The organism is Vibrio iocasae, from assembly GCF_042245395.1.
Classification (GTDB): domain Bacteria; phylum Pseudomonadota; class Gammaproteobacteria; order Enterobacterales; family Vibrionaceae; genus Vibrio; species Vibrio iocasae.
Genome location: NZ_CP145311.1, coordinates 3,609,621 through 3,629,667, shown reverse-complemented (window position 1 = coordinate 3,629,667; position 20,047 = coordinate 3,609,621). Strand labels below are relative to the sequence as shown.

The following is a 20,047-nucleotide window of genomic DNA, read 5'->3' as shown; positions in this document are numbered from 1 at the left end:
GAGTCAGACTTATGCGTTGTGATTACACCAGTTAGATTTCGATAATTTTTTGGGATAGTTCTTACTGACATAAACTGGTCTCATTAGTAGCTGTAAAATACAAACTGGTATCACCTATAAGTGTAAATATTCTCAGTATTTGATGTACTATTGCACCAAAATTATAGCTTTGCACAATATATGTTCTCATAAATTGATGTAATTCACAGGTGGCTCAGTTCCCCGTCCAGGTGAGATATCTCTTGCTCATAATGGCTTGCTCTTTTTAGATGAACTTCCTGAATTCGAGAGAAAAGTGCTGGACTCGCTGCGTGAGCCATTGGAATCTGGAGAGATAATTATTTCCCGTGCAGCAGGTAAAACTCGATTTCCTGCTCGTTTTCAGCTCGTCGGGGCTCTTAATCCAAGCCCTACAGGGTATTACGAAGGCAATCAGGCTAGGGTTAATCCTCAAACCATACTGCGTTATCTGGGCAGAATATCGGGGCCATTTTTGGATAGGTTCGATATGAGTCTGGAAATTCCCGCACTGCCCAAAGGAACTTTAGCTGAGGGAGGTGACAGAGGTGAAACAACTCAGGTCGTAAGAGATAGAGTCATTAAAGCCAGAGAAAAAATGCTTAACCGAGCAGGAAAGGAGAACGCTCTGCTCACTAGTCGGGAAATTGAGCAGTATTGCGAGCTGAATAAACAAGATGCGGAGTTTCTGGAGAGCGCTCTTCATCAATTGGGGTTATCTATCCGTGCCTATCATCGAATTATCAAGGTAGCCAGAACTATCGCCGATCTTGAGGGTGAAGTTAATATTCAAAAAAAACACCTGTTAGAAGCTTTGGGGTATCGATCTATGGACAGGTTGCTCCGGCATTTGACGTCGCAGATAGTCTAGGATTGTACTTCTCTGACCAATGTGGGTTCGCATTCCATTCAGAATTGTTAACTGTATAATTGGGCGCTGGTTTTTTGCTCTGATTAAAATTATAAGTTACTTGTCATGCTAGGTTATATGGTTCTTTTTATAACAAGCTCATTGGTTATTATTAACTCAGCGGCTTGTTCTTTAGTTATCTGTTTTATCGCGCTATTTAAAATTCTGTTTCCTACGTTAGCGACAAAAATGGCGAACAAAGTAATGTGGATGTGGGCCACTATAAATTGCCTTATCCTAAAAACTTTTAATCGGGTAGAGTGGGATATTCAAGGTGTTGAAGAGTTAAAAAGGGATGGTTGGTATCTGATGATATCTAACCATCTTAGTTGGACAGATATCGTTGTTCTTTGCAGTGTATTTAAAGACTCAATACCAATGCCCAAGTTCTTTTTGAAGCAGCAACTTTTATATGTTCCGTTTATAGGCATGGCTTGCTGGGCTTTGGATATGCCGTTTATGCGTCGTTACTCTCGTGAGTACTTGATTCGTAATCCAGAGAAGAGAGGCGCAGATCTGGAAACTACCCGCCGTTCTTGTGAAAAGTTTAAAAATACACCAACGACCGTTGTAAATTATGTAGAAGGTACACGTTACACATACGATAAATTGGCTCGTTGTCGATCTGGATATAAAAACTTGTTGCAACCTAAGTCGGGAGGCATTGCATATACGCTTGCAGCCATGGGGGAGCAGTTTGAAAACATTGTTGATGTGACGTTAGCTTATCCAAAGAATCGAGAGAACCCTTTTAAAGCTTTGCTGATGGGCAAAATGAAAAAGATAGTCGTTCATGTGAATACTTATCCTGTGGATGAAAAAGTTCTGGGTGACTATTTCAATGACAAGCCTTATAAGCGAGAATTCCAGCTTTGGTTAGGGGATGTCTGGAAAGAGAAAGATATCCGCCTGGAACAGATCTATAACCAACACGGTTAATCTTTAAATGATAAATACTCTATCCAACCTGTTTCCAGCGGGTGTCAGGTATATGGTGCTTTCTGCATTAGGTTTTGCCTTAATGTCAGCTTGCGTAAAGTATGTGGGAAACTATGGTATCCCTGTATTTGAAATTGTTGCAGCAAGAGCACTGGTTTCTCTTATCATCAGCTATGCGGATGTGAAGCGTAAACGTATTTCTGTCTGGGGCAATAACAAACCACTTCTTTTTGCCCGAGGCATCGCAGGAACGGCCGCACTAATGTGTGTTTACTATTCCGTGACTACGCTACCATTAGCTGAAGCAACCATCTTTCAGTACATTCATCCGGTATTTACAGCTGTTCTCGCAGTTATTTTCCTAAAAGAGCGCATACAGGCATCTACGATTATCTGCATTGTTCTCTGTTTGCTTGGTATTTATGTGATGGTGAAGCCGACTATGGCAGAGCAAGCAATCACAAACCTGCCACTGTTTAGTGTTTGTATGGCGATTCTGGGAGCGTTTGGTAGCTCAGTTGCTTATGTTATTGTTCGAAAGCTAAGTCAGACTGAAGACAGTTCGGTAATTATTCTCTACTTCCCTATGGTTGCTTTACCCGTATCGTTGCTACTTATTGGTGATGATTTTGTTATGCCTGATCTCTACATCACAGGCTTGCTAGTTATGGTAGGGATTTTCACTCAGATAGGGCAACTGGGGCTTACAAAAGCGATGAGAACACAAGCTGCCGGGAAAGCATCCGCGTATTCCTATGTTCAGATTGTATTCTCAATAGTCATTGGTTTGTTGGTGTTTGAAGAGATTCCTTCAAACTGGACCTACCTTGGTGGTGCACTTATTGTAACCGGTGCTTTGATTAACGTGTTTGGTCCAAAGTTAAAGCTTGGCGGGCTTAAAGCCCGCTAAGCGAATTTACCATTGAGGCATTAAAGATAGCGGTGCTTCCTGAAGGGCTGCTATCTGCTCCTTAAATCCGAGCACCTGATTCTCCCAGTACTTAGGGTCGTTAAACCAAGGGAATGCGATAGGGAATGCTGGGTCTTCCCAGCGTTTCGCCAGCCATGACATATAGTGAACCATTCTTAGACCACGAAGCGATTCTATCAGTTTTAGTTCTGACTGGTTGAAATCACAGAACTCTTCATAGCCTTCCAGAATCGTATCTAACTGAGCAAGTTTATCCTGTTTTTCTCCGTTCAGAAGCATCCATAAGTCCTGAACAGCCGGGCCTGTTCTTGAATCGTCCAGGTCGACAAACATTGGGCCATCTCGCCATAGAATATTCCCCGGATGACAATCTCCATGGAGGCGAATCGGAGTAAAGTCACTGTTCCAGTGCTTTTCGATGGAGCTAATTAGCATATCGAGATCACTGAAAAAGGCGTTTTCCAAATGCATAGGGATGAAAGAAGAGTTCTGAAGAAGCTTACGCGGTTGATATAAGTACTCATCCAGTGAAATTGAAGGACGGTGCTGGAATGATGACTGTTGGCCTACGCTATGGATTCTTCCCATAAAGCGACCAACCCATTCTAGCTGCTCAAAATTATCGACTTCAAACTGACGGCCGCCAACACTTTCAAACAGGGCAAATAAGTACCCCTGATATTCATGCAGTGTTTTACCATCAATCACAACAGGTGGCGCTACCGGAATTTCCTGCTCGATTAGCTCAAGCGTGAAGTCATGCTCTTCCTGAATCTGTAGATGACTCCAGCGTTGTGGGCGATAGAACTTCACGACATAGCGTTTACGCTCTTCATCAGTAAATTGATAAACTCGGTTTTCATAGCTGTTCAAAGCCAGAAGCCCTGACTCTGCACGGATACCAATGCTTTCCAGTGCGTACCACATGAAATCTGGTGTAAGTGCATCAAAGTTGAAGGCGCTGTTATTCATTCTATTTTCCATAAATAAAAAGGGCCCGAAAACGAGCCCTGATTGTTCGAAGTTAAGCTTTGAAAGCGATTAGAGTTTTTTCACAAACCGGCTTTCAACTTCGATGGTAAAGTTTTCACTGTCGGTGAGTATAAACTGAATTGTCGCGACAGGTGAGATAAGTTTTTCTGGATCAACACCCAGGCTTATTGGTAGATTAAGAACTTCACCCGGATCAACCTGAACGGTTTGTTGTCCATACCACTTCACATCGGTTAGACCTGTTACATCCAGGTTGTACTCCTGAACCTGCTGGGTTTTGTTTATCACTTTCAGGTTATAGGTGTTTTCCACCATGCCGTTACTATTAACCTTAAACAGTTGATTCCGGTCTCTGAGAACACTTAGTCCAACTGGTTCTACACTGATTGTTTGAAGAACAAACAGTGCGCACATAAGTAGCATAACCGCACCGTAACCAATCAGCTTAGGACGCATTACACTGGTATGAACGCCTGAAAGCTTGTGCTCTGTCGTGTAACTGATGAGGTTTGGTTCGTACTTCATTCGGTCCATAGTTTGATTACAGACGTCAACACAGGCACCACAGTTGATACATTCGTACTGAAGTCCATCACGGATATCGATTCCTGTCGGGCAAACCTGAACACATAGGTCACAGTCGATACAGTCACCTAACCCCATCTTCGCTGGATCAGCTTTTCTTGAACGTGGCCCTCTGTTCTCACCACGTTTCGTGTCGTAACCAACGATGTAAGTATCTTTATCAAACATAGCTGATTGGAAGCGAGCGTACGGGCACATATGCAGACACACGATAGATCGCATCCAACCGGCGTTTGCATAAGTACAGACTGCAAAGAAGATCACCCAGAATCCTGACCAGAAGCCCGTATTAAAGGTAACAAAGTCTATAACCAGATCTATTACCGGGACAAAATAACCGACAAAAGTTATTCCGGTAACAAGTGCTATGAATATCCAGGCAACATGCTTAGCTGCTTTCCTCATCAATAGGTTACTGGTTAGCTTACCGCTATCTTGCTTTCTTCGTTTATTTGCCGAGCCTTCAAGCTTTTCCTCGAACCAGATATACATAAAGGTCCAGACTGTTTGAGGGCAGAAATAACCACACCAGACCCTACCTAAGAAGGTGGTAATAAAGAATAGGCCAAACGCAGCGATCATGAAAAGTAAGGCCAGAAGAGTAAGATCCTGCGGATAGAGTGTTGTACCGAAAAAGTTAAACTGCTGGCTTCCTATATCGAGCAGGATAGCCTGCCTGTCTCCATAAGGAATCCATGGGGTGAGACCAAAAAGCAACAACAAAAACCAGGAGCCATAACGCCTTAGTTTCTGAAAGGTACCTTTGCTCTCTCGAACGTAAATTCTATTACCTGGGTTAAACCTATCCTTTTGACCTTTGTGGGTTTTGGGATTGAAGGTTTTGGGAGTCACATCTTTAATATCTATTTTATCCTGACTCATGAAGTTTCCTTTTTGGGCTTTAGCCTCGCCTGAGCAAGCGGGCTATTTGACATTACTTTTATGCTTTTTATTTTGTATTAGCGGGCGATTATATAATCGTTAACATTTTATTTTCTTTAAGGTAGTCATATTTAACAAATTTTTAGAACAAAAAAACGACGCATGTGCGTCGCTTAATCGTCAGTTCAATATTAAAGAGTTACTCGATGATCCCTCTTGCTCTAAGGAGAGCTGTTTTAAAGTCATCTTCTTGATCCTTTGCTAGCCCAGGAATCATTTCGTCCTTTTCACTATTACGCATTTTTAGGTGATAGATAAGCACATCATCAGTCAGATCTTCCAGCTTTCCATCGTATCCGGCTTCCTTGGTTAGCTTGACTATAAATTCAATCAAATTCAGATCGGGATCTTTTTGCCACTCAGGGTGGATGAGCTCAATTAGTTCGTTTACGCGATGGCATTTCATTACTTTACTCCAAATATAGATATTTTTATGGGAGTTAAATTAACAGATCACGTGTGTGTAGAAAACTTATTCTGAGGTAGGTTAATGGAAAGAAAAAAGCGCAGTTAATAAGACTGCGCTTTTTTATTATGCCGCTTTAACTTGTTCATCTGGTCGCTTCTGCATAGCAACTCGTTTAACCAGTGAGTTTGCTGGTGTATTTGGTTTTGCTATCGGAGCTGCCACTGTACTACAACGGCGGCGAGACGCGCTTGCAGTATTGCGCGAAAACCTGACTGCTGTTGGGTGCATATATTTACCTAACGGTCAGGCACATCCATTGCCAATTTAATGGCCTGATAATTTATGAGATAAATCTCTTCTGGCAGCTGCCAATCCAATAAATGATCAGGAGTAACGATACTGAGTTCAACTGAACAAAGTATCACCACTAAGCTTATCACTACGTCACTTATTGATCGAGGCTATCTGTTAAAAAATGTTGCTTTTTTGTCCTGTGAAATAGCAATAAATTAGAGAGTTATGATCAGGACTTTTCCTCCGATTGTGATTAATATGGATATAGAAGAGTGAAACAGGTTGTAAAGGAGTAACAGACATGTCTTTTCTTAAAAAAACCTTAGCTACCTTTGGAATTGGTTCCGCACGAGTTGATTCAATATTGCAGCAGGAATATTTGGTACCTGGGGAAAAGGCAAGTATCAAAGTAGAAGTGTACGGTGGCTCTACAGAGCAAGAAGTCGATAATATTGAGTTGAAGATATGTTGCAGATACATCGCCGAAGAGCCTGTTAACAACAAAGATGACAATAATCATGGACAAAAACGCCGCGTCCCTAAAAATTATATTCTGAGTGAGTGGAAGCTTCCGTACGCATTCACCGTTAAGCCTGGAGAGCAAAGAGACTTTGATATTGAGCTCGATATTCCATGGAATACACCGGTTACGCTGGGTGATGCCAAGGTTTGGTTGGAAACAGGCTTGGATATATCTATGGCAATTGATCCTACTGACAAAGATACCCTTACTATTCGACCAGATGCCTTGATGGATGGTGTGCTTACCGAGCTTGAAGAGCAGGGGCTTCGCATCAGGCAAGTCGAATGTGAGGAAACAAAAGGTTTTGCATTACCTTTTGTTCAGGAGTTTGAATTTGTCCCGACTACGGGACCTTATCATGGTCGCTGGCGAGAGCTTGAAGTCGTAGCGCATCGAAGCGAAGAGTCTCTGGATCTTTGGTTTGAGATAGACAGACAGCAATCTGGTATTAAAGGAATGCTTTCTTCGCTATTGGGGACGGGTGAGCTGAAGAGAAAGTTGACTATTCCAGCGCACACACCTTCAGAAGAAGCAGGGAAAATGGTCCTAGAGTATCTGGATTCTACGACATAATATTTTCAGCTTACACGTGTAAGCTAAATGTGGCATACTCTAGGCTCTATTTATCTATAGGGCCTTAATATGCCTTCATCCAAAAACAACAGTGAATATAGTGTCAAAGAAGAGATGGCTAACAGTCTCTCTCATGCACTAGGCATTATTTTAGGTATTGTTGGTTTGATTTTGCTGCTTGTAAAGGCAAATAAAACCGATGCTGACGCTCTTACTATTACTAGTATGAGCCTCTATGGTGCCAGCGTAATCATTCTTTTTTTGGCTTCTACTCTGTATCATGCCATTCCCCACAAAAAAGCCAAACGCGCACTGAAAACATTCGATCACTGCGCCATATATCTATTGATTGCAGGTAGTTATACACCATTTTTATTGGTGAGCTTACGAACGCCATTAGCGATTGGTTTGATGATCGTTATCTGGACTATAGCTTTGATAGGCATTTTGTTTAAGGTGGCGTTTGTTTATCGATTTGAGAAGCTTTCTTTGATTAGCTATCTGACAATGGGGTGGTTATCGCTAATAGTGATTTATCAACTGGCGCTTCATTTGGATGTCGGAGGGCTAACATTGTTGGCGGCTGGTGGCGTGATTTATTCGCTCGGTGTTATTTTCTATGTATCAAAACGCATCCCCTTTAATCATGCTATTTGGCATGGATTTGTGTTAGCGGGATGCGTTTGTCACTTCTTGGCTATCTACTATTTTGTTGAGCCTGTTTAACGAGACTCAACTTGTGTTACTGATGCCTGAACGATGTACTGTTTTTGTTCAGGTAAGGCAATTACTAGCTCTTTGCCTTCTTTAGCTGTTTTGGGGCGAAGATAGGTGTCAGCCATTCGTTTAATGGATTTCCATACTGCAACCTCTTCTTTGAAGAGGAGGTTGTTCTGAACATCGTAAACACTCAGTTCTATTTCTACAGAAATTATGCTTTGGGAGCCTTGGTTAGTCACAGATGTAGGAATAGTTAATGAGCCAGATTGATACTCAGGTTTGCCTAGTAAAATATCTACGCCAGAATCAGAAAGCTGGAGTATATCTTTTTTACTTCCTGGTTCGATAAGAGTGCCCTTATTCAAGGTGTTGCTTGTTGCTTGAACAATCGGTATTGAATTAATGGCTACGCTAGTTTTTGATGTTTCATTCTTCTTAACAACATATTGCCAAGTAAAATCATCATTTATCTGTATTTCTCGGCCATCTTTTAATAAGACGGTTTCACCGCTTAATGCAGGAAATGAACAAACAAGGGTAAGTAGAGTAAGAGTTTTTTTCATAAAGAACCTCTGATTAACTTTTCCAAAATGGCGGAAAGAAAAGTACCAGTATTGTTAGAATTTCTAGGCGCCCCATTAGCATGCCAAAGCTTAGCACCCATTTTGCTGTGTCAGGAAGCGTTGCAAAGTTTCCGGTTGGGCCAATCACATCTCCCATTCCTGGCCCTACGTTTGCAACCGCAGTGATTGCTCCAGAAATACTGGTCGTAGGGTCTAGTCCAAGTGAGGCCAGACAACCAGCAATAACTATAATGGTAGCAAAAAAAGTAATTCCAAAAGCGACTACAGATCGAACGATATCATCGTTTACGGGACGGTGGTTATAACGCTGAACGAACACACCTGAAGGGTGTATTAGTTTCATCATCTGCTTATCCAGCAGTGTCATTGCTATCTGAAATCGGAAAATTTTGATGCCACCAGATGTAGAACCAGAGCAAGCTCCAGATAACATCAAGAAGGCGAACAACACAGTTGGTAGTGCGCCCCACGCAGTAAAATCTTCCAGCCCATAACCTGTTGTCGTTACTACAGAAACAATATTGAACATGGATACGCGTATTGCATCAGCAAAGCTATAGTTGTTGTGATATTGAAGCCAGGCCGCGACAATCAGGCTGCTCACGATAAACAGATAGGCAAACCCTCTAACCTGGGCATCATGGAACAGTGCACTAAGATTACGTTTCTTCATTGCAGTTACGAACAGTAAGAAGGGTAAGCCTCCTAGGAACATAAAAACTGTTCCAACCCAATGAGCGCCATTTGAGAAATGGTTCATTGAGCCATCGGAAGTTGAATATCCACCTGTAGAGAGTGTTGTAAATGCATGATTAAGAGCATCAAATACTCCCATGCCGGTGATCAGATAGCCGACAAAGCATGCCGCAGTTAATGCCAGGTAAACGGTTACAATGTTTTTGGCAACGGTTTTTGCTCTTGGTGCGCTTTTATCAGACCAGTCAGACGATTCGGTCTGGAATAACTTCATACCACCAACGTTAAGCATAGGCAGTATAGCTACGGCCATCACGATAAAGCCGATACCACCAAGCCACTGAAGCGTAGAGCGCCAGAGTAGTATGCTAGGCGCCATATCATCCAGGCCACTTAACACCGTCGAGCCGGTTGTAGTAATGCCAGACATGGTTTCAAAATAGGCGTCAGTAAAGCTGATATGGTTGATAAATACGAATGGAAGTGCGGCAAATGCACTGGAAATAGTCCATACCAATGTCGTTATCAGGAACATATCCCGAACACTTAATCGGAAGTGCTTTGTTCGTCCTATTGTCAAGCAGATGAACGCTGCAAAGTGAGTAATTAGTACGGCTTTACCAAACTCAAGAAATCCGTCAGTACCAGAAAAGAATGCCACTAGAGTAGGGACGTACATAAAGAGTGCTATCTTTGATAGCACTAGGCCGATCACAAAGAGTATTGGACGAGAGTTAACCATAATGTAGATCTAGCCAGTTTTTTACAGGAAGAACGGACTAGGCTGGAATAGCGCTTCTACATCTGGGATAAATTTCTTATCAACCAGGAACATTACAACGTGGTCGTCCTGTTCGATAATAGTATTGTCGTGAGCAATAAGAACTTCATCACCTCGTACGATTGCACCTATGGTTGTACCCGGTGGTAATCTCAGGTCACCAATTGCTCGGCCAACAACCTTAGAGGTTGATTCATCTCCGTGTGCAATAGCCTCGATTGCTTCTGCTGCACCTCGTCTAAGTGAGGATACATTTACAATATCGGCGCGTCGAACATGGGTTAGCAGTGCAGAAATGGTTGCCTGTTGGGGGGAGATAGCAACGTCAATTGCGCCACCCTGAACCAGATCGACATAAGCACTGCGCTGGATAAGCACCATGGTTTTCTTCGCACCAAGGCGTTTTGCCAGCATGGCAGACATGATGTTGGTTTCATCTTCATTGGTCAGTGCGATAAATACATCTACCTGATCGATATTCTCTTCAGTCAGCAGTTCCTGATCGGCTGCGTCACCACAGAATACAATGGTGTGTTCCAGCTCTTCAGATAGCTTCTCAGCCCGACTATAACTGCGTTCAATTAACTTTATGCTATGTTCTGTCTCAAGGCGCTTGGCTAATGAGGAACCAATATTACCACCACCCACAATCATAATACGGCGATAAGGCTTTTCAAGTCGCTGTAGTTCACTCATAACAGAGCGAATGTGGTTACTCGCTGCAACAAAGAACACTTCATCATCGGCTTCAATAATGGTGGTTCCCTGAGGGCGGATAGGGCGCCCCTGACGGAATATTGCTGCTACACGAGTGTCAATATGAGGCATGTGCTCACGAAGCGTTGAAAGGGCGTTACCAACCAGAGGACCGCCATAGTACGCCTTAACGGCTACCAGGCTAACTTTTCTGTCGGCAAAGCTAACAACCTGCAGCGCACCCGGATATTGAATCAGTCTTTCGATGTAGCTGGTTACCAGCTCTTCAGGTGCGATCAGGTGATCAACAGGAACAGCACCGGAGTGAAAGAGTGACTCTTTCTCTTTGAGGTATTCCGGAGAGCGAATTCGAGCTACCCGGTTTGGTGTATTGAAGATAGTAAATGCAACCTGACACGCTGCCATATTGGTTTCGTCGGAGTTGGTTACTGCAACCAGCATGTCTGCATCCTGAGCACCTGCCTCATGTAAAGTACCAGGATGGCTCGCAAAACCGTTAACAACTCTTAAATCATATTTATCCTGAAGCTCGCGCAGGCGGTCTCCATCTTTATCAACAACCGTAATATCGTTGTTTTCACCAACTAGGTTTTCTGCCAATGTTCCACCGACCTGACCAGCACCAAGGATAATGATTTTCATGACGTTGTTATCTCTTCAAATTACACCCGGCAATTGAACCAACCGGATATCAAAATAGTTAATCAGCTTTTTTCAGAACAGCGTAGTAGAAGCCATCCATATCTTCTTCTCCTGGTAAAATTTGTCTACCAGGATTTTCTGGATCGGAATCTACAAGTTGAGCGTTTTTGGTGCGTTCTAAAAATGCTTTTACCTGCTCACTGTTTTCCTGTGGTGTAACAGAACAAGTTGCGTAAACCATTGTGCCACCAGCTTTAAGTTGTTGCCACATCGCATCAATAATTTCACTTTGTAGTTGGGCAAGTGCCACAATATCATCAGCACGGCGTAGCCATTTGATATCCGGGTGTCTGCGAATTACACCAGTTGCCGAACATGGGGCATCCAATAGAATTCGATCAAACTGTTCCCCCTTCCACCACGCCTCAGGTGTACGAGCATCACCACACAGAACTTCTGCTTTCAGTTTCAGGCGTTTTAGGTTTTCATGTACACGTTTAAGTCTGTTGTTGTCACTGTCTATCGCAACAACATTACAATCTTTTGTGCGCTCTAGAATATGAACTGTTTTACCGCCCGGAGCCGCACAGCAGTCCAGAATAAGCTCACCATCTTTTGGTGTCAGGTAGTCAACAGAAAGCTGCGCTGCTGCGTCCTGAACAGATACCCAGCCTTTGTCGAACCCAGGTAACTCATTAACATCACAAGGGCGGTCAAGCTTAAGGGCATCATCCGCTTCAGGGTGTTTTGTCGCACCGATATTTTCGTTTTCAAGCAGAGCAAGGTATTCGTCACGCGAGTGATGTTTGCTGTTTACCCTTAGCCACATTGGCGCTTTTTGGTTATTGGCCTCAACAATTGATTCCCACTGCTCAGGGTATGCTGACTTTAATATTTTGAGCAGCCAGCCTGGATGGCCATATTTGCCAGCATCATGGCTAACAGCAAAGGCTTCCAGCTCTTCCTGATTTCTCTGGAAGTTACGTAGCACAGCGTTAAGCAGGCCACTTAGCCTTGGCTCTCTCAGCGCTTTAGTTGCTTCAACCGTTTCACTAAGAGCAGCATGAGCGGGAATTCTCATATAGCTAAGCTGGTAAAGACCGATAAGAAGCAAGTGGTGAATTACGCGTTTTTTACCTTTAAGTGGTTTGTCCATCAGCTTGCCAGCGATTGACTCTAATCTTGGAAGGTAACGAAGTGCGCCGTAGCACATCTCTTGCAGAAGAGCGTGGTCACGAGGTTTAATCGTTTGTTGTGCTGCTGGTAAGGCTGAGGATAGAGACTGGCCCTGATCGACCACCTGAAACAGAACTTTTGCGGCTGCTGCGCGAACATTCATGCTGGAAACCTGATTAATATTTATATGAATTACAAAGTAATAATCCCCGTTTTAACGGGGATTCTATTTAAGCCAGAATGCTTCCTGCTTCAAACCAGCTGCTTTTCGAGTTAAGTACGTCCTGTACTGGCATTGCTTTCTTACCCGGAATCTGGATGCTTTCGAGCACCAGTGTTCCTTTTGCTGTCGCAACATAGATTCCTGTCTTATCTGCTTTGATAACGGTGCCAGCAGGTTTGCCAGAGTCACTTGATTCTGCGCGAGACTTCCATACTTTTACGTTGTTCTCAGCAACAGAGAAATAGCTCATCGGCCAGGGGTTGAATGCACGAACACAACGCTCGATAAACTCTGCTTCCTGAGACCAGTCGATCTTAGCTTCTTCTTTAGATAGCTTACTTGCGTAGTTCGCAAGATCATCATCCTGTTTTTCTGGTTCAGCTTTGCCGTCAGCGATATCAGCTAGGCAATCAACAAGCGCCTCAGGGCCAAGCTCAGCAAGCTTTTCGTACATTGAAGCACTGGTGTCAGTTGCTTCAATAGGTAGTGTGGCTATCTTAAGCATATCACCGGTATCAAGGCCGATATCCATCTGCATGATAGTGACACCTGTCTCTTTATCACCCGCCCAGATTGAGCGTTGAATAGGTGCAGCACCGCGCCAGCGAGGAAGGATAGAACCGTGAACGTTGATACAGCCCAGCTTAGGTGTATCAAGAACTTGTTGTGGCAATAGTAATCCGTACGCAACTACAACCATGATATCTGCATTCAGATCAGCAAGCTCTTGTTTCGCTTCGTCTGACTTAAAGTTTTCAGGCTGGTAAACAGGGATGTTGTTATCAACAGCAATGTTTTTTACCGGGCTGGCAGTAAGTTTTTTGCCCCGGCCTGCTGGTCTGTCTGGCTGTGTGTATACAGCAATAACTTCATGTTCCGAAGACAACAACGCCGCCAGGTGACGGGCGGCGAAGTCAGGAGTACCAGCAAAGACAATACGTAGTGACTGACTCAAGGTAACCTCTTTATTTATTTCGTTCGTTAAAGCGTTTGATTTTTTCTAGCTTGTCTTTAATGCGCTTACGCTTTAGTGGCGACAGGTAATCTACAAACAGCTTACCTTCCAGGTGGTCAAGTTCGTGTTGAACACAGATTGCAAGAAGGTCTTCTGCATCAAAGCTGAACTCTTTGCCGTCTCTGTCCAGTGCTTTAACTGTTACTTCGTGTGCACGAGGAACCAGTGCTCTGGCACCAGGAACTGATAGACAGCCTTCTTCAATACCATCTTCACCACGTTTCTCAACGATTTCCGGATTGATAAGAACCATTGGTTCATCGCGGCTATCGGAAATATCGATAACGACAATACGCTGGTGGAAGTCTACCTGCGTAGCAGCAAGGCCGATGCCTTCTTCTGCGTACATAGTCTCTATCATGTCATCGACAAACTGTTGAATCTCAGGAGTGACTTCTTCAACTGGCTTTGCAACCGTACGAAGACGATCATCCGGAAAGGTTAATACTTGTAATACAGACATAAAATCTCGAAAAATGAACCGTTACTGTGCTGCTAAATTGGAAGCTGAGTAGACTCAGCCAACTCTGATGGCCTAATTCTAGACACTTTGAAGGTTAAATAACAGCAGATAATTAAGGTGCACCTCATCTATACATGCATTAAAGATTGATTATTGGACTGAGTAAGCATCGACACCGTCTCATTAGGCTGATCGAACATAGATAAGCTCGGGGTGAACTCAGAAAATAGGCACATCGAAATCCACAGCAGCAGACCAGTATGAAAAACAAATGCGAGAATGAGTTGATAGCATGGTTAACACTTAGCTTTACACCTGGCTTGGGTGGTAAAAGGCTGAATCGGTTGTTGAGCTTTGATTCTCCTCAAAATCTGGTGACATACTCATCTGAGCGGCTGTTTGGGTTAGGTCTTAAATCTGAGCAAGTTCAGTATATTAAAAGTGGCTCAACGAAGGATGTTGAAGTAAGCCTTGAGTGGCTGGGTAAAGAAACTGATAACCATATAGTGACGCTTCAAGGTAATGCTTACCCCCAGTTACTAAAAGAAATAAGTGCCTACCCACCACTACTTTTCGTCAAGGGAAATTTGGAACTACTGCAAGAACCACAAGTCGCAATTGTAGGTAGCAGAAATGCAAGTATCGATGGATTACACAGTGCCAAATCCTTTGCGAAAGACCTGGCAGGCAAAGGGCTGACTATCACCAGTGGCTTAGCTCTTGGTGTAGATGGCTATGCCCACGATGGAGCGCTTAGTTGCGATGGTGACACAATAGCTGTATTAGGATCTGGCTTATACAATATCTACCCTGTTAGACATAGAAAGTTGGCTGGAAGAATAATAGAGCAGGGCGGAGCTATTGTTTCTGAGTTCAGGCCCAATGCTTTACCAAGGCCAGAACACTTTCCGCGCAGAAATAGAATAATCAGTGGACTGTCTTTAGGCGTTCTGGTGGTGGAGGCGGCAGAGCGGAGTGGATCTCTGATAACGGCGAGATATGCTCTTGAGCAAGGGAGAGAAGTTTTTGCCCTACCTGGCTCAATAAATAGTCCTGGAGCCCGTGGGTGTAACTTACTTATTAAGGAAGGAGCCTGTCTGGTTCAATCTTCAAGTGACATCCTGAAAGAGCTCAATGGATTGTTAAGCTGGTCATTAAACCAGCAAAAAGATCTGTTTGAGCACGAAGACGACAATGAGGAATTGCCATTTCCCCAACTCTTAGCTAACGTAGGAGTAGAAGCCATACCAGTTGATATTCTGGCAGAGAGGACCAATATCCCTGTTCAGGAAGTCATGATGCAGCTTCTGGAGCTCGAGCTTCAAGGGCATGTTGCCGCTGTATCCGGCGGTTATATTCGAACGAGGAGGGGTTAGCTATGATGGACATTCTGATGTATTTGTTCGAAACCTACATTCACAGCGATGTAGAGTTGATGGTAGACCAGGACGAGCTTGAAGAAGAGCTATTAAGAGCAGGCTTTCACCAGGAAGAGATTTATAAGGCTCTTGATTGGTTAGAAGACCTGGCTGCTTTGCAGCAAAATGATGCGCAATCTGCAATTGCGACCAGTGCAGCAACTTCGACACGTATTTACACCTCAAAAGAGATGGAAAAGCTGGACGTTAAAAGTCGCGGCTTTTTACTATTCTTAGAACAAGTTAATGTTCTGACAACAGAAACCAGAGAAATGGTCATTGACCGAGTGATGGGATTGGAGACTTCTGAGCTATTACTTGATGATCTTAAGTGGGTAATACTTATGGTTCTGTTTAATGTGCCGGGAAACGAAAATGCCTACACCTTAATGGAAGAGCTACTATACACTTCAGAAACAGGGGTGTTGCACTAAAGCGATTGTTTAAACAGCAATGCGAGAGTAAATGAGCGGAAAAATAGATCATTCGTTGTTTGAAGCGCATGAGCATGCGTTAGAACATGAACCCTGCCCCAAATGTGGTGGAGAGCTAACTCTTCGCCACGGAAAGCACGGCCCTTTTCTTGGGTGTACTCAATACCCAAGTTGTGAATATATCAAACCCCTACACCAGAACGATGGACACATAGTTAAAGAGCTAGGTGTGCCTTGCCCTGAGTGTCAAAGTGAACTTGTATTGAGGCAGGGGCGCTATGGCATGTTCATTGGTTGCAGTAACTACCCTGAATGTCATCATATCGAGTCTCTTGATCAGCCTGAAGAAGAGACTGAACCAGATAAAATAGCTTGTCCAGAATGTCGCTCAGGACATTTGGTGGAGCGTAAATCCCGATATGGAAAGACGTTTTATGCCTGTGATAACTACCCTAAATGCAAGTTTGCTGTAAATCAGAAGCCAATAGTGGGTAATTGTGAGAAATGCGGCTTTCCACTTTTAGTTGAGAAGTCATTGGCAAGTGGAATTCGATACCAGTGTGCAGATAGAAAGTGCCACCATACACAAGAGTAGCTAATTCTTATTGAATATGGAGTAGTTGACTGGTTTTGATGGAGCAAACATACATGGGCATGGATGCCCATGTCTAAGCGAACAGGGATGTGTTCAGCGGTTTGCGGAATCAACTCCAGTCAGCCACTTTGTTTGGACAAAGGTTAGAAGTCTTCAACACTTTTCTTTAATGCAGGAAAAGCGTCTTCATCCAAAACCTCGGCCAGCTTAGTCAACTCTTCTTTAAGAAGCTCCAGAGAAGATGCAGAAACATTGATATGTCCCATCTTTCTACCCGGACGCTTATCTTTTCCATACCAGTGAACATGACAAGACTTCTGAGCTAGCACTGCTGTTGGAACAGAGTCTTCACCCAGAATATTTACCATTGAGGTAGGGCGAATCATATCTGTTCCACCAAGAGGTAGACCGCATACAGCACGTAGATGGTTTTCAAACTGACAAACCTCTGCACCCTGCTGAGTCCAGTGACCAGAGTTATGTACGCGAGGAGCTATCTCGTTAACCTGAAGCTTTCCGTCTACATCAAAGAACTCAAGCGCAAGAACACCAACGTAATCCAGTTCTTCAGCGACAGCGGTAAACATGGTTTTAGCCTGCGCCTGAAGCTCGTTGTCGATGATGGCAGTTGAAAGTGTGAGTACACCATTGGTATGAACGTTCTCCGCCAGTGGATACACTGCAACTTCACCATCTTTACCACGGGCTCCAACCAGTGATACTTCGCGATTAAAAGGTACAAACTCTTCAGCAACAATTGCCTGATTCTCAGTTTCAGCAATGCACTCAGCCATTTCAGCCCAGATAGCATCAATTTGCTCTTTATTCTTCAGGCGCCACTGGCCTTTGCCGTCATAGCCACCGAGGGTACTTTTGAGAACCATCGGAACTCCAACGTATTCTATAGCAGCATGAAAATCTTCGTAGCTGTTGATTACGTGGTATTTAGCGTTTGCTACACCAGCCTTATCCAGCAGAGCTTTCTCTAGACGACGATCACCGCCAGCCTTAATAGCTTCAGTTGTTGGTAAGAATTTACCGCTTGCTTCGCAGATAGCCAGTATATCGAGAGGAATATGCTCAAACTCTGCAGTAATCACATCTGCCTGCTCAATTGCGTTTTCCAGTCCCTGCCCAAGTACTTCCAAAGTTAACGGATGGACAGTATTTTTGCTGCGCACATCATAAGCTGAAATCTTTATATTCAGGGGAGCACCAGCAAGAGACATCATTCTTGCAAGTTGACCAGCACCTAGAACTAATACATGCATCTGAATTAGTCCTCAGCTGGGTTAGAGTTTGCCAGAACGGTTTCAGTTTGCTCAGTGCGGAAGGCTTCAACTTTTGCCATTACTTCTTCATCATGCGTACCGATAATCTGAGCGGCCAGAATACCGGCATTCGCAGCGCCAGCTTCACCGATAGCCAGAGTACCAACAGCAATACCTTTTGGCATCTGTACAATAGAAAGCAGAGAGTCCATACCTTTTAGCGCTCTTGACTGAACCGGAACCCCAAGAACAGGAAGGCTGGTAAACGCCGCTGTCATACCTGGAAGGTGTGCAGCACCGCCAGCACCTGCGATAATTACTTTAATACCACGCTCTTTTGCGCCATTAGCATAGTCAGCCAGAAGCTGAGGGGTTCTGTGTGCTGAAACTACTTTGGTTTCGTATGGCACACCAAACTGATCCAGCATATCTGCTGCCAGTTTCATTGTTGGCCAGTCTGACTTAGAACCCATGATAATTCCGACTTTCATCCTATACTCCTGCTGTAGAGATTAATTTGAGTGCAATTTGCGCGCATTATAAGGGGATTTTTGTGTAAGGAAAACGTTTGCGTGTGTTTTATTACCCTACTATTTACATAATGTAAAAAAATAGGCTTAGTCAGTTCAAATGAGAATTAGTACACTATTCGTAATAGTTATAGATAGAAACAGATTATGAGTGATTTAAAACAAGCGGTAGTAGCTTTGCAAGAAGGTGAGGTTATTGCTTACCCTACTGAAGGTGTATTTGGTGTTGGTTGTGACCCAGACAACTCTGTAGCTATTCAGAAGCTATTGAATATCAAGCAGCGCCCTGTTGAAAAGGGGCTGATTCTTATCGCGGCTAGTTATGAGCAGGTTTTGCCGTACATAGATGAATCGCAGCTTAGTCAAACTCAGTTAGATGAAATTCATGCTACCTGGCCAGGGCCCGTTACCTGGGTGATTCCTGTTAGCTCGAAAGTTACAGAGTTTGTTTCAGGTCAGTTTGATTCAGTTGCTGTGAGAGTGACCGATCACCCACTTGTGCAGGAGTTATGTTTTGCATACGGAAAGCCAATTACTTCAACCAGCGCAAATTTAACCGGGCAGCCTCCCTGCATGACTACAGAAGAAGTGATTGAGCAATTAGGTGGTACAGGAGTTGTTGTTCTAGAAGGTAAAACTGGTGGACGGGAAAAGCCTTCTGAAATCAGAGACGCAAGAACAGGAAAAATATTAAGACAAGGATAAGTATGAGCGTTGATAAGAATGCGGTAAAAAGTTTTCTTCTAGGTCTTCAGGATAGTATTTGTGAGCAAATAGAGAAAGAAGACGGAAAAGCAAAGTTTGTAGAAGATGCGTGGGAGCGAGAAGCTGGTGGCGGTGGCCGTACGCGCGTTTTGAGAGATGGTGCTATCTTCGAGCAGGGCGGTGTTAATTTTTCCCATGTGTTTGGCGATAAGATGCCAGCTTCAGCGACAGCACATAGACCTGAACTGGCAGGAAGAAAGTTCGAGGCTATGGGCGTCTCTCTGGTTATTCACCCGAATAACCCTTATGTACCAACCTCTCATGCTAACGTTCGATTCTTTATTGCAGAAAAAGAGGGTGAAGCACCTATTTGGTGGTTCGGTGGTGGCTTTGACCTGACACCTTTCTACCCTTACGAAGAAGATTGCCAGCACTGGCACGACACCGCTAAGTCTATTTGTCAGCCTTTTGGTGATGATATCTATACTGAGCACAAGGCTTGGTGTGATAAATACTTCTTCTTACCTCACCGTAACGAAACACGTGGAGTAGGTGGGCTTTTCTTTGATGACTTGAATCAATGGGAGTTTGAAAAGTGTCTCTCTTATATTCAAGCTGTTGGCGAAGGTTATACTCAGGCTTACCTACCTATCGTAGCGAAACGCAAAAACACAGAGTTTAGTGAAAGGGAGCGAGACTTTCAGCTATACCGTCGTGGTCGTTATGTTGAGTTCAACCTCGTTTATGACAGAGGAACCTTGTTTGGTCTGCAAAGCGGTGGCAGAACAGAGTCTATATTAATGTCTATGCCACCTCTTGCTAGATGGGAATATGATTACCAACCTGAACCTGGAAGCCCTGAAGAGAAGCTCTATAAAGAATTCTTGACGCCAAGAGAGTGGTAACTTGGCTTATAGTGTTGTAAATGATAGGGTCAACTGAGTTGACCCTTTTTATTTT

General features: G+C 43.7%; 21 protein-coding genes and 1 pseudogene. 10 read left to right on the top strand and 12 right to left on the bottom strand.

Annotated elements, in window-relative coordinates; all coding sequences use genetic code 11:
- Positions 1 to 208: 208 nt before the first annotated feature.
- The 3 genes and pseudogenes from SNR28_RS26600 to SNR28_RS26590 form a co-directional block, all read left to right on the top strand.
- Positions 209 to 889: pseudogene (locus tag SNR28_RS26600) on the top strand (ATP-binding protein); the annotation flags it as partial.
- 105 nt (positions 890 to 994) lie between these two features.
- A complete protein-coding gene (locus SNR28_RS26595; protein WP_375751986.1) occupies positions 995 to 1,867 on the top strand; it encodes an acyltransferase in 873 nt (290 codons plus the stop codon).
- A 7-nt stretch (positions 1,868 to 1,874) separates the two neighbouring features.
- A complete protein-coding gene (locus SNR28_RS26590) occupies positions 1,875 to 2,777 on the top strand; it encodes a DMT family transporter (RefSeq protein ID WP_375751985.1) in 903 nt (300 codons plus the stop codon).
- Positions 2,778 to 2,783: 6 nt separating this feature from the next.
- On the opposite strand, the gene SNR28_RS26585 is transcribed toward SNR28_RS26590, so the two are convergent.
- The 4 genes from SNR28_RS26585 to SNR28_RS26570 all read right to left on the bottom strand — a co-directional run bounded on the left by SNR28_RS26585 (position 2,784) and on the right by SNR28_RS26570 (position 6,015).
- Positions 2,784 to 3,770 carry a serine/threonine protein kinase gene (locus SNR28_RS26585; protein WP_375751983.1) on the bottom strand — a complete coding sequence of 329 codons (987 nt, stop codon included), beginning with the start codon at positions 3,768 to 3,770 and terminating at the stop codon, positions 2,784 to 2,786.
- Between the two features lie 69 nt (positions 3,771 to 3,839).
- A complete protein-coding gene (gene ccoG / locus SNR28_RS26580; protein WP_375751981.1) occupies positions 3,840 to 5,258 on the bottom strand; it encodes a cytochrome c oxidase accessory protein CcoG in 1,419 nt (472 codons plus the stop codon).
- A gap of 199 nt (positions 5,259 to 5,457) precedes the next feature.
- The gene (locus SNR28_RS26575) at positions 5,458 to 5,724 is read right to left on the bottom strand and encodes a YihD family protein (RefSeq protein ID WP_375751980.1); all 267 of its coding nucleotides are present in this window, start codon (positions 5,722 to 5,724) and stop codon (positions 5,458 to 5,460) included.
- Between the two features lie 126 nt (positions 5,725 to 5,850).
- Positions 5,851 to 6,015 (bottom strand): hypothetical protein, encoded by a 165-nt coding sequence (locus SNR28_RS26570; RefSeq protein WP_375751978.1) that lies wholly within the window; start codon positions 6,013 to 6,015, stop codon positions 5,851 to 5,853.
- Positions 6,016 to 6,322: 307 nt separating this feature from the next.
- Here SNR28_RS26570 and SNR28_RS26565 point away from each other — a divergent pair, with 307 nt between their 5' ends.
- Positions 6,323 to 7,117: a sporulation protein gene (locus tag SNR28_RS26565; RefSeq protein ID WP_375751977.1), complete on the top strand. Its 795-nt coding sequence runs from the start codon at positions 6,323 to 6,325 to the stop codon at positions 7,115 to 7,117.
- Between the two features lie 69 nt (positions 7,118 to 7,186).
- Positions 7,187 to 7,843, top strand: coding sequence for a hemolysin III family protein (locus SNR28_RS26560; protein WP_375751975.1), 657 nt, complete (start codon positions 7,187 to 7,189; stop codon positions 7,841 to 7,843).
- On the opposite strand, the gene SNR28_RS26555 is transcribed toward SNR28_RS26560, so the two are convergent.
- From SNR28_RS26555 to def, 6 genes are all read right to left on the bottom strand, one after another.
- Positions 7,840 to 8,400 (bottom strand): DUF3157 family protein, encoded by a 561-nt coding sequence (locus SNR28_RS26555; protein WP_375751974.1) that lies wholly within the window; start codon positions 8,398 to 8,400, stop codon positions 7,840 to 7,842. The two genes, SNR28_RS26560 and SNR28_RS26555, sit on opposite strands and share 4 nt — an antisense overlap.
- 13 nt (positions 8,401 to 8,413) lie before the next feature.
- Entirely contained in the window at positions 8,414 to 9,859 is a 1,446-nt protein-coding gene (locus SNR28_RS26550) for a TrkH family potassium uptake protein (protein ID WP_375751972.1), read from the bottom strand.
- Positions 9,860 to 9,880: 21 nt separating this feature from the next.
- A complete protein-coding gene (trkA, locus tag SNR28_RS26545) occupies positions 9,881 to 11,257 on the bottom strand; it encodes a Trk system potassium transporter TrkA (protein ID WP_375751971.1) in 1,377 nt (458 codons plus the stop codon).
- Positions 11,258 to 11,315: 58 nt separating this feature from the next.
- Positions 11,316 to 12,596, bottom strand: a complete 1,281-nt coding sequence (rsmB, locus tag SNR28_RS26540) for a 16S rRNA (cytosine(967)-C(5))-methyltransferase RsmB (protein WP_375751970.1) — start codon at positions 12,594 to 12,596, stop codon at positions 11,316 to 11,318.
- Positions 12,597 to 12,663: 67 nt separating this feature from the next.
- Positions 12,664 to 13,611, bottom strand: a complete 948-nt coding sequence (fmt, locus tag SNR28_RS26535) for a methionyl-tRNA formyltransferase (protein ID WP_375751968.1) — start codon at positions 13,609 to 13,611, stop codon at positions 12,664 to 12,666.
- Between the two features lie 10 nt (positions 13,612 to 13,621).
- Positions 13,622 to 14,134 (bottom strand): peptide deformylase, encoded by a 513-nt coding sequence (gene def / locus SNR28_RS26530; protein ID WP_375751966.1) that lies wholly within the window; start codon positions 14,132 to 14,134, stop codon positions 13,622 to 13,624.
- A 260-nt stretch (positions 14,135 to 14,394) separates the two neighbouring features.
- Between def and dprA the strand changes: the two genes are divergently transcribed.
- Genes dprA through SNR28_RS26515 form a run of 3 tightly spaced genes read left to right on the top strand, consistent with a single transcriptional unit; the run spans position 14,395 to position 16,581 of the window.
- A complete protein-coding gene (dprA, locus tag SNR28_RS26525) occupies positions 14,395 to 15,510 on the top strand; it encodes a DNA-processing protein DprA (RefSeq protein WP_375751965.1) in 1,116 nt (371 codons plus the stop codon).
- Positions 15,511 to 15,512: 2 nt separating this feature from the next.
- Positions 15,513 to 15,986 carry a DUF494 family protein gene (locus tag SNR28_RS26520; protein ID WP_375751963.1) on the top strand — a complete coding sequence of 158 codons (474 nt, stop codon included), beginning with the start codon at positions 15,513 to 15,515 and terminating at the stop codon, positions 15,984 to 15,986.
- Between the two features lie 31 nt (positions 15,987 to 16,017).
- Positions 16,018 to 16,581 carry a type I DNA topoisomerase gene (locus tag SNR28_RS26515; RefSeq protein WP_375751961.1) on the top strand — a complete coding sequence of 188 codons (564 nt, stop codon included), beginning with the start codon at positions 16,018 to 16,020 and terminating at the stop codon, positions 16,579 to 16,581.
- A 143-nt stretch (positions 16,582 to 16,724) separates the two neighbouring features.
- Here SNR28_RS26515 and SNR28_RS26510 read toward each other — a convergent pair whose 3' ends face one another.
- Together SNR28_RS26510 and purE are read right to left on the bottom strand one after the other, a co-directional pair.
- Positions 16,725 to 17,852 carry a 5-(carboxyamino)imidazole ribonucleotide synthase gene (locus tag SNR28_RS26510; protein WP_375751959.1) on the bottom strand — a complete coding sequence of 376 codons (1,128 nt, stop codon included), beginning with the start codon at positions 17,850 to 17,852 and terminating at the stop codon, positions 16,725 to 16,727.
- Positions 17,853 to 17,857: 5 nt separating this feature from the next.
- Complete coding sequence (gene purE, locus SNR28_RS26505; protein WP_375751957.1) at positions 17,858 to 18,343, bottom strand: 5-(carboxyamino)imidazole ribonucleotide mutase; 486 nt, start codon at positions 18,341 to 18,343, stop codon at positions 17,858 to 17,860.
- A 186-nt stretch (positions 18,344 to 18,529) separates the two neighbouring features.
- On the opposite strand from purE, the gene SNR28_RS26500 reads away from it, so the two are divergent.
- Both SNR28_RS26500 and hemF read left to right on the top strand, forming a co-directional pair.
- A complete protein-coding gene (locus SNR28_RS26500) occupies positions 18,530 to 19,087 on the top strand; it encodes an L-threonylcarbamoyladenylate synthase (protein ID WP_375751955.1) in 558 nt (185 codons plus the stop codon).
- 2 nt (positions 19,088 to 19,089) lie between these two features.
- Positions 19,090 to 19,992 (top strand): oxygen-dependent coproporphyrinogen oxidase, encoded by a 903-nt coding sequence (hemF, locus tag SNR28_RS26495; protein WP_375751953.1) that lies wholly within the window; start codon positions 19,090 to 19,092, stop codon positions 19,990 to 19,992.
- Positions 19,993 to 20,047 lie beyond the last annotated feature (55 nt).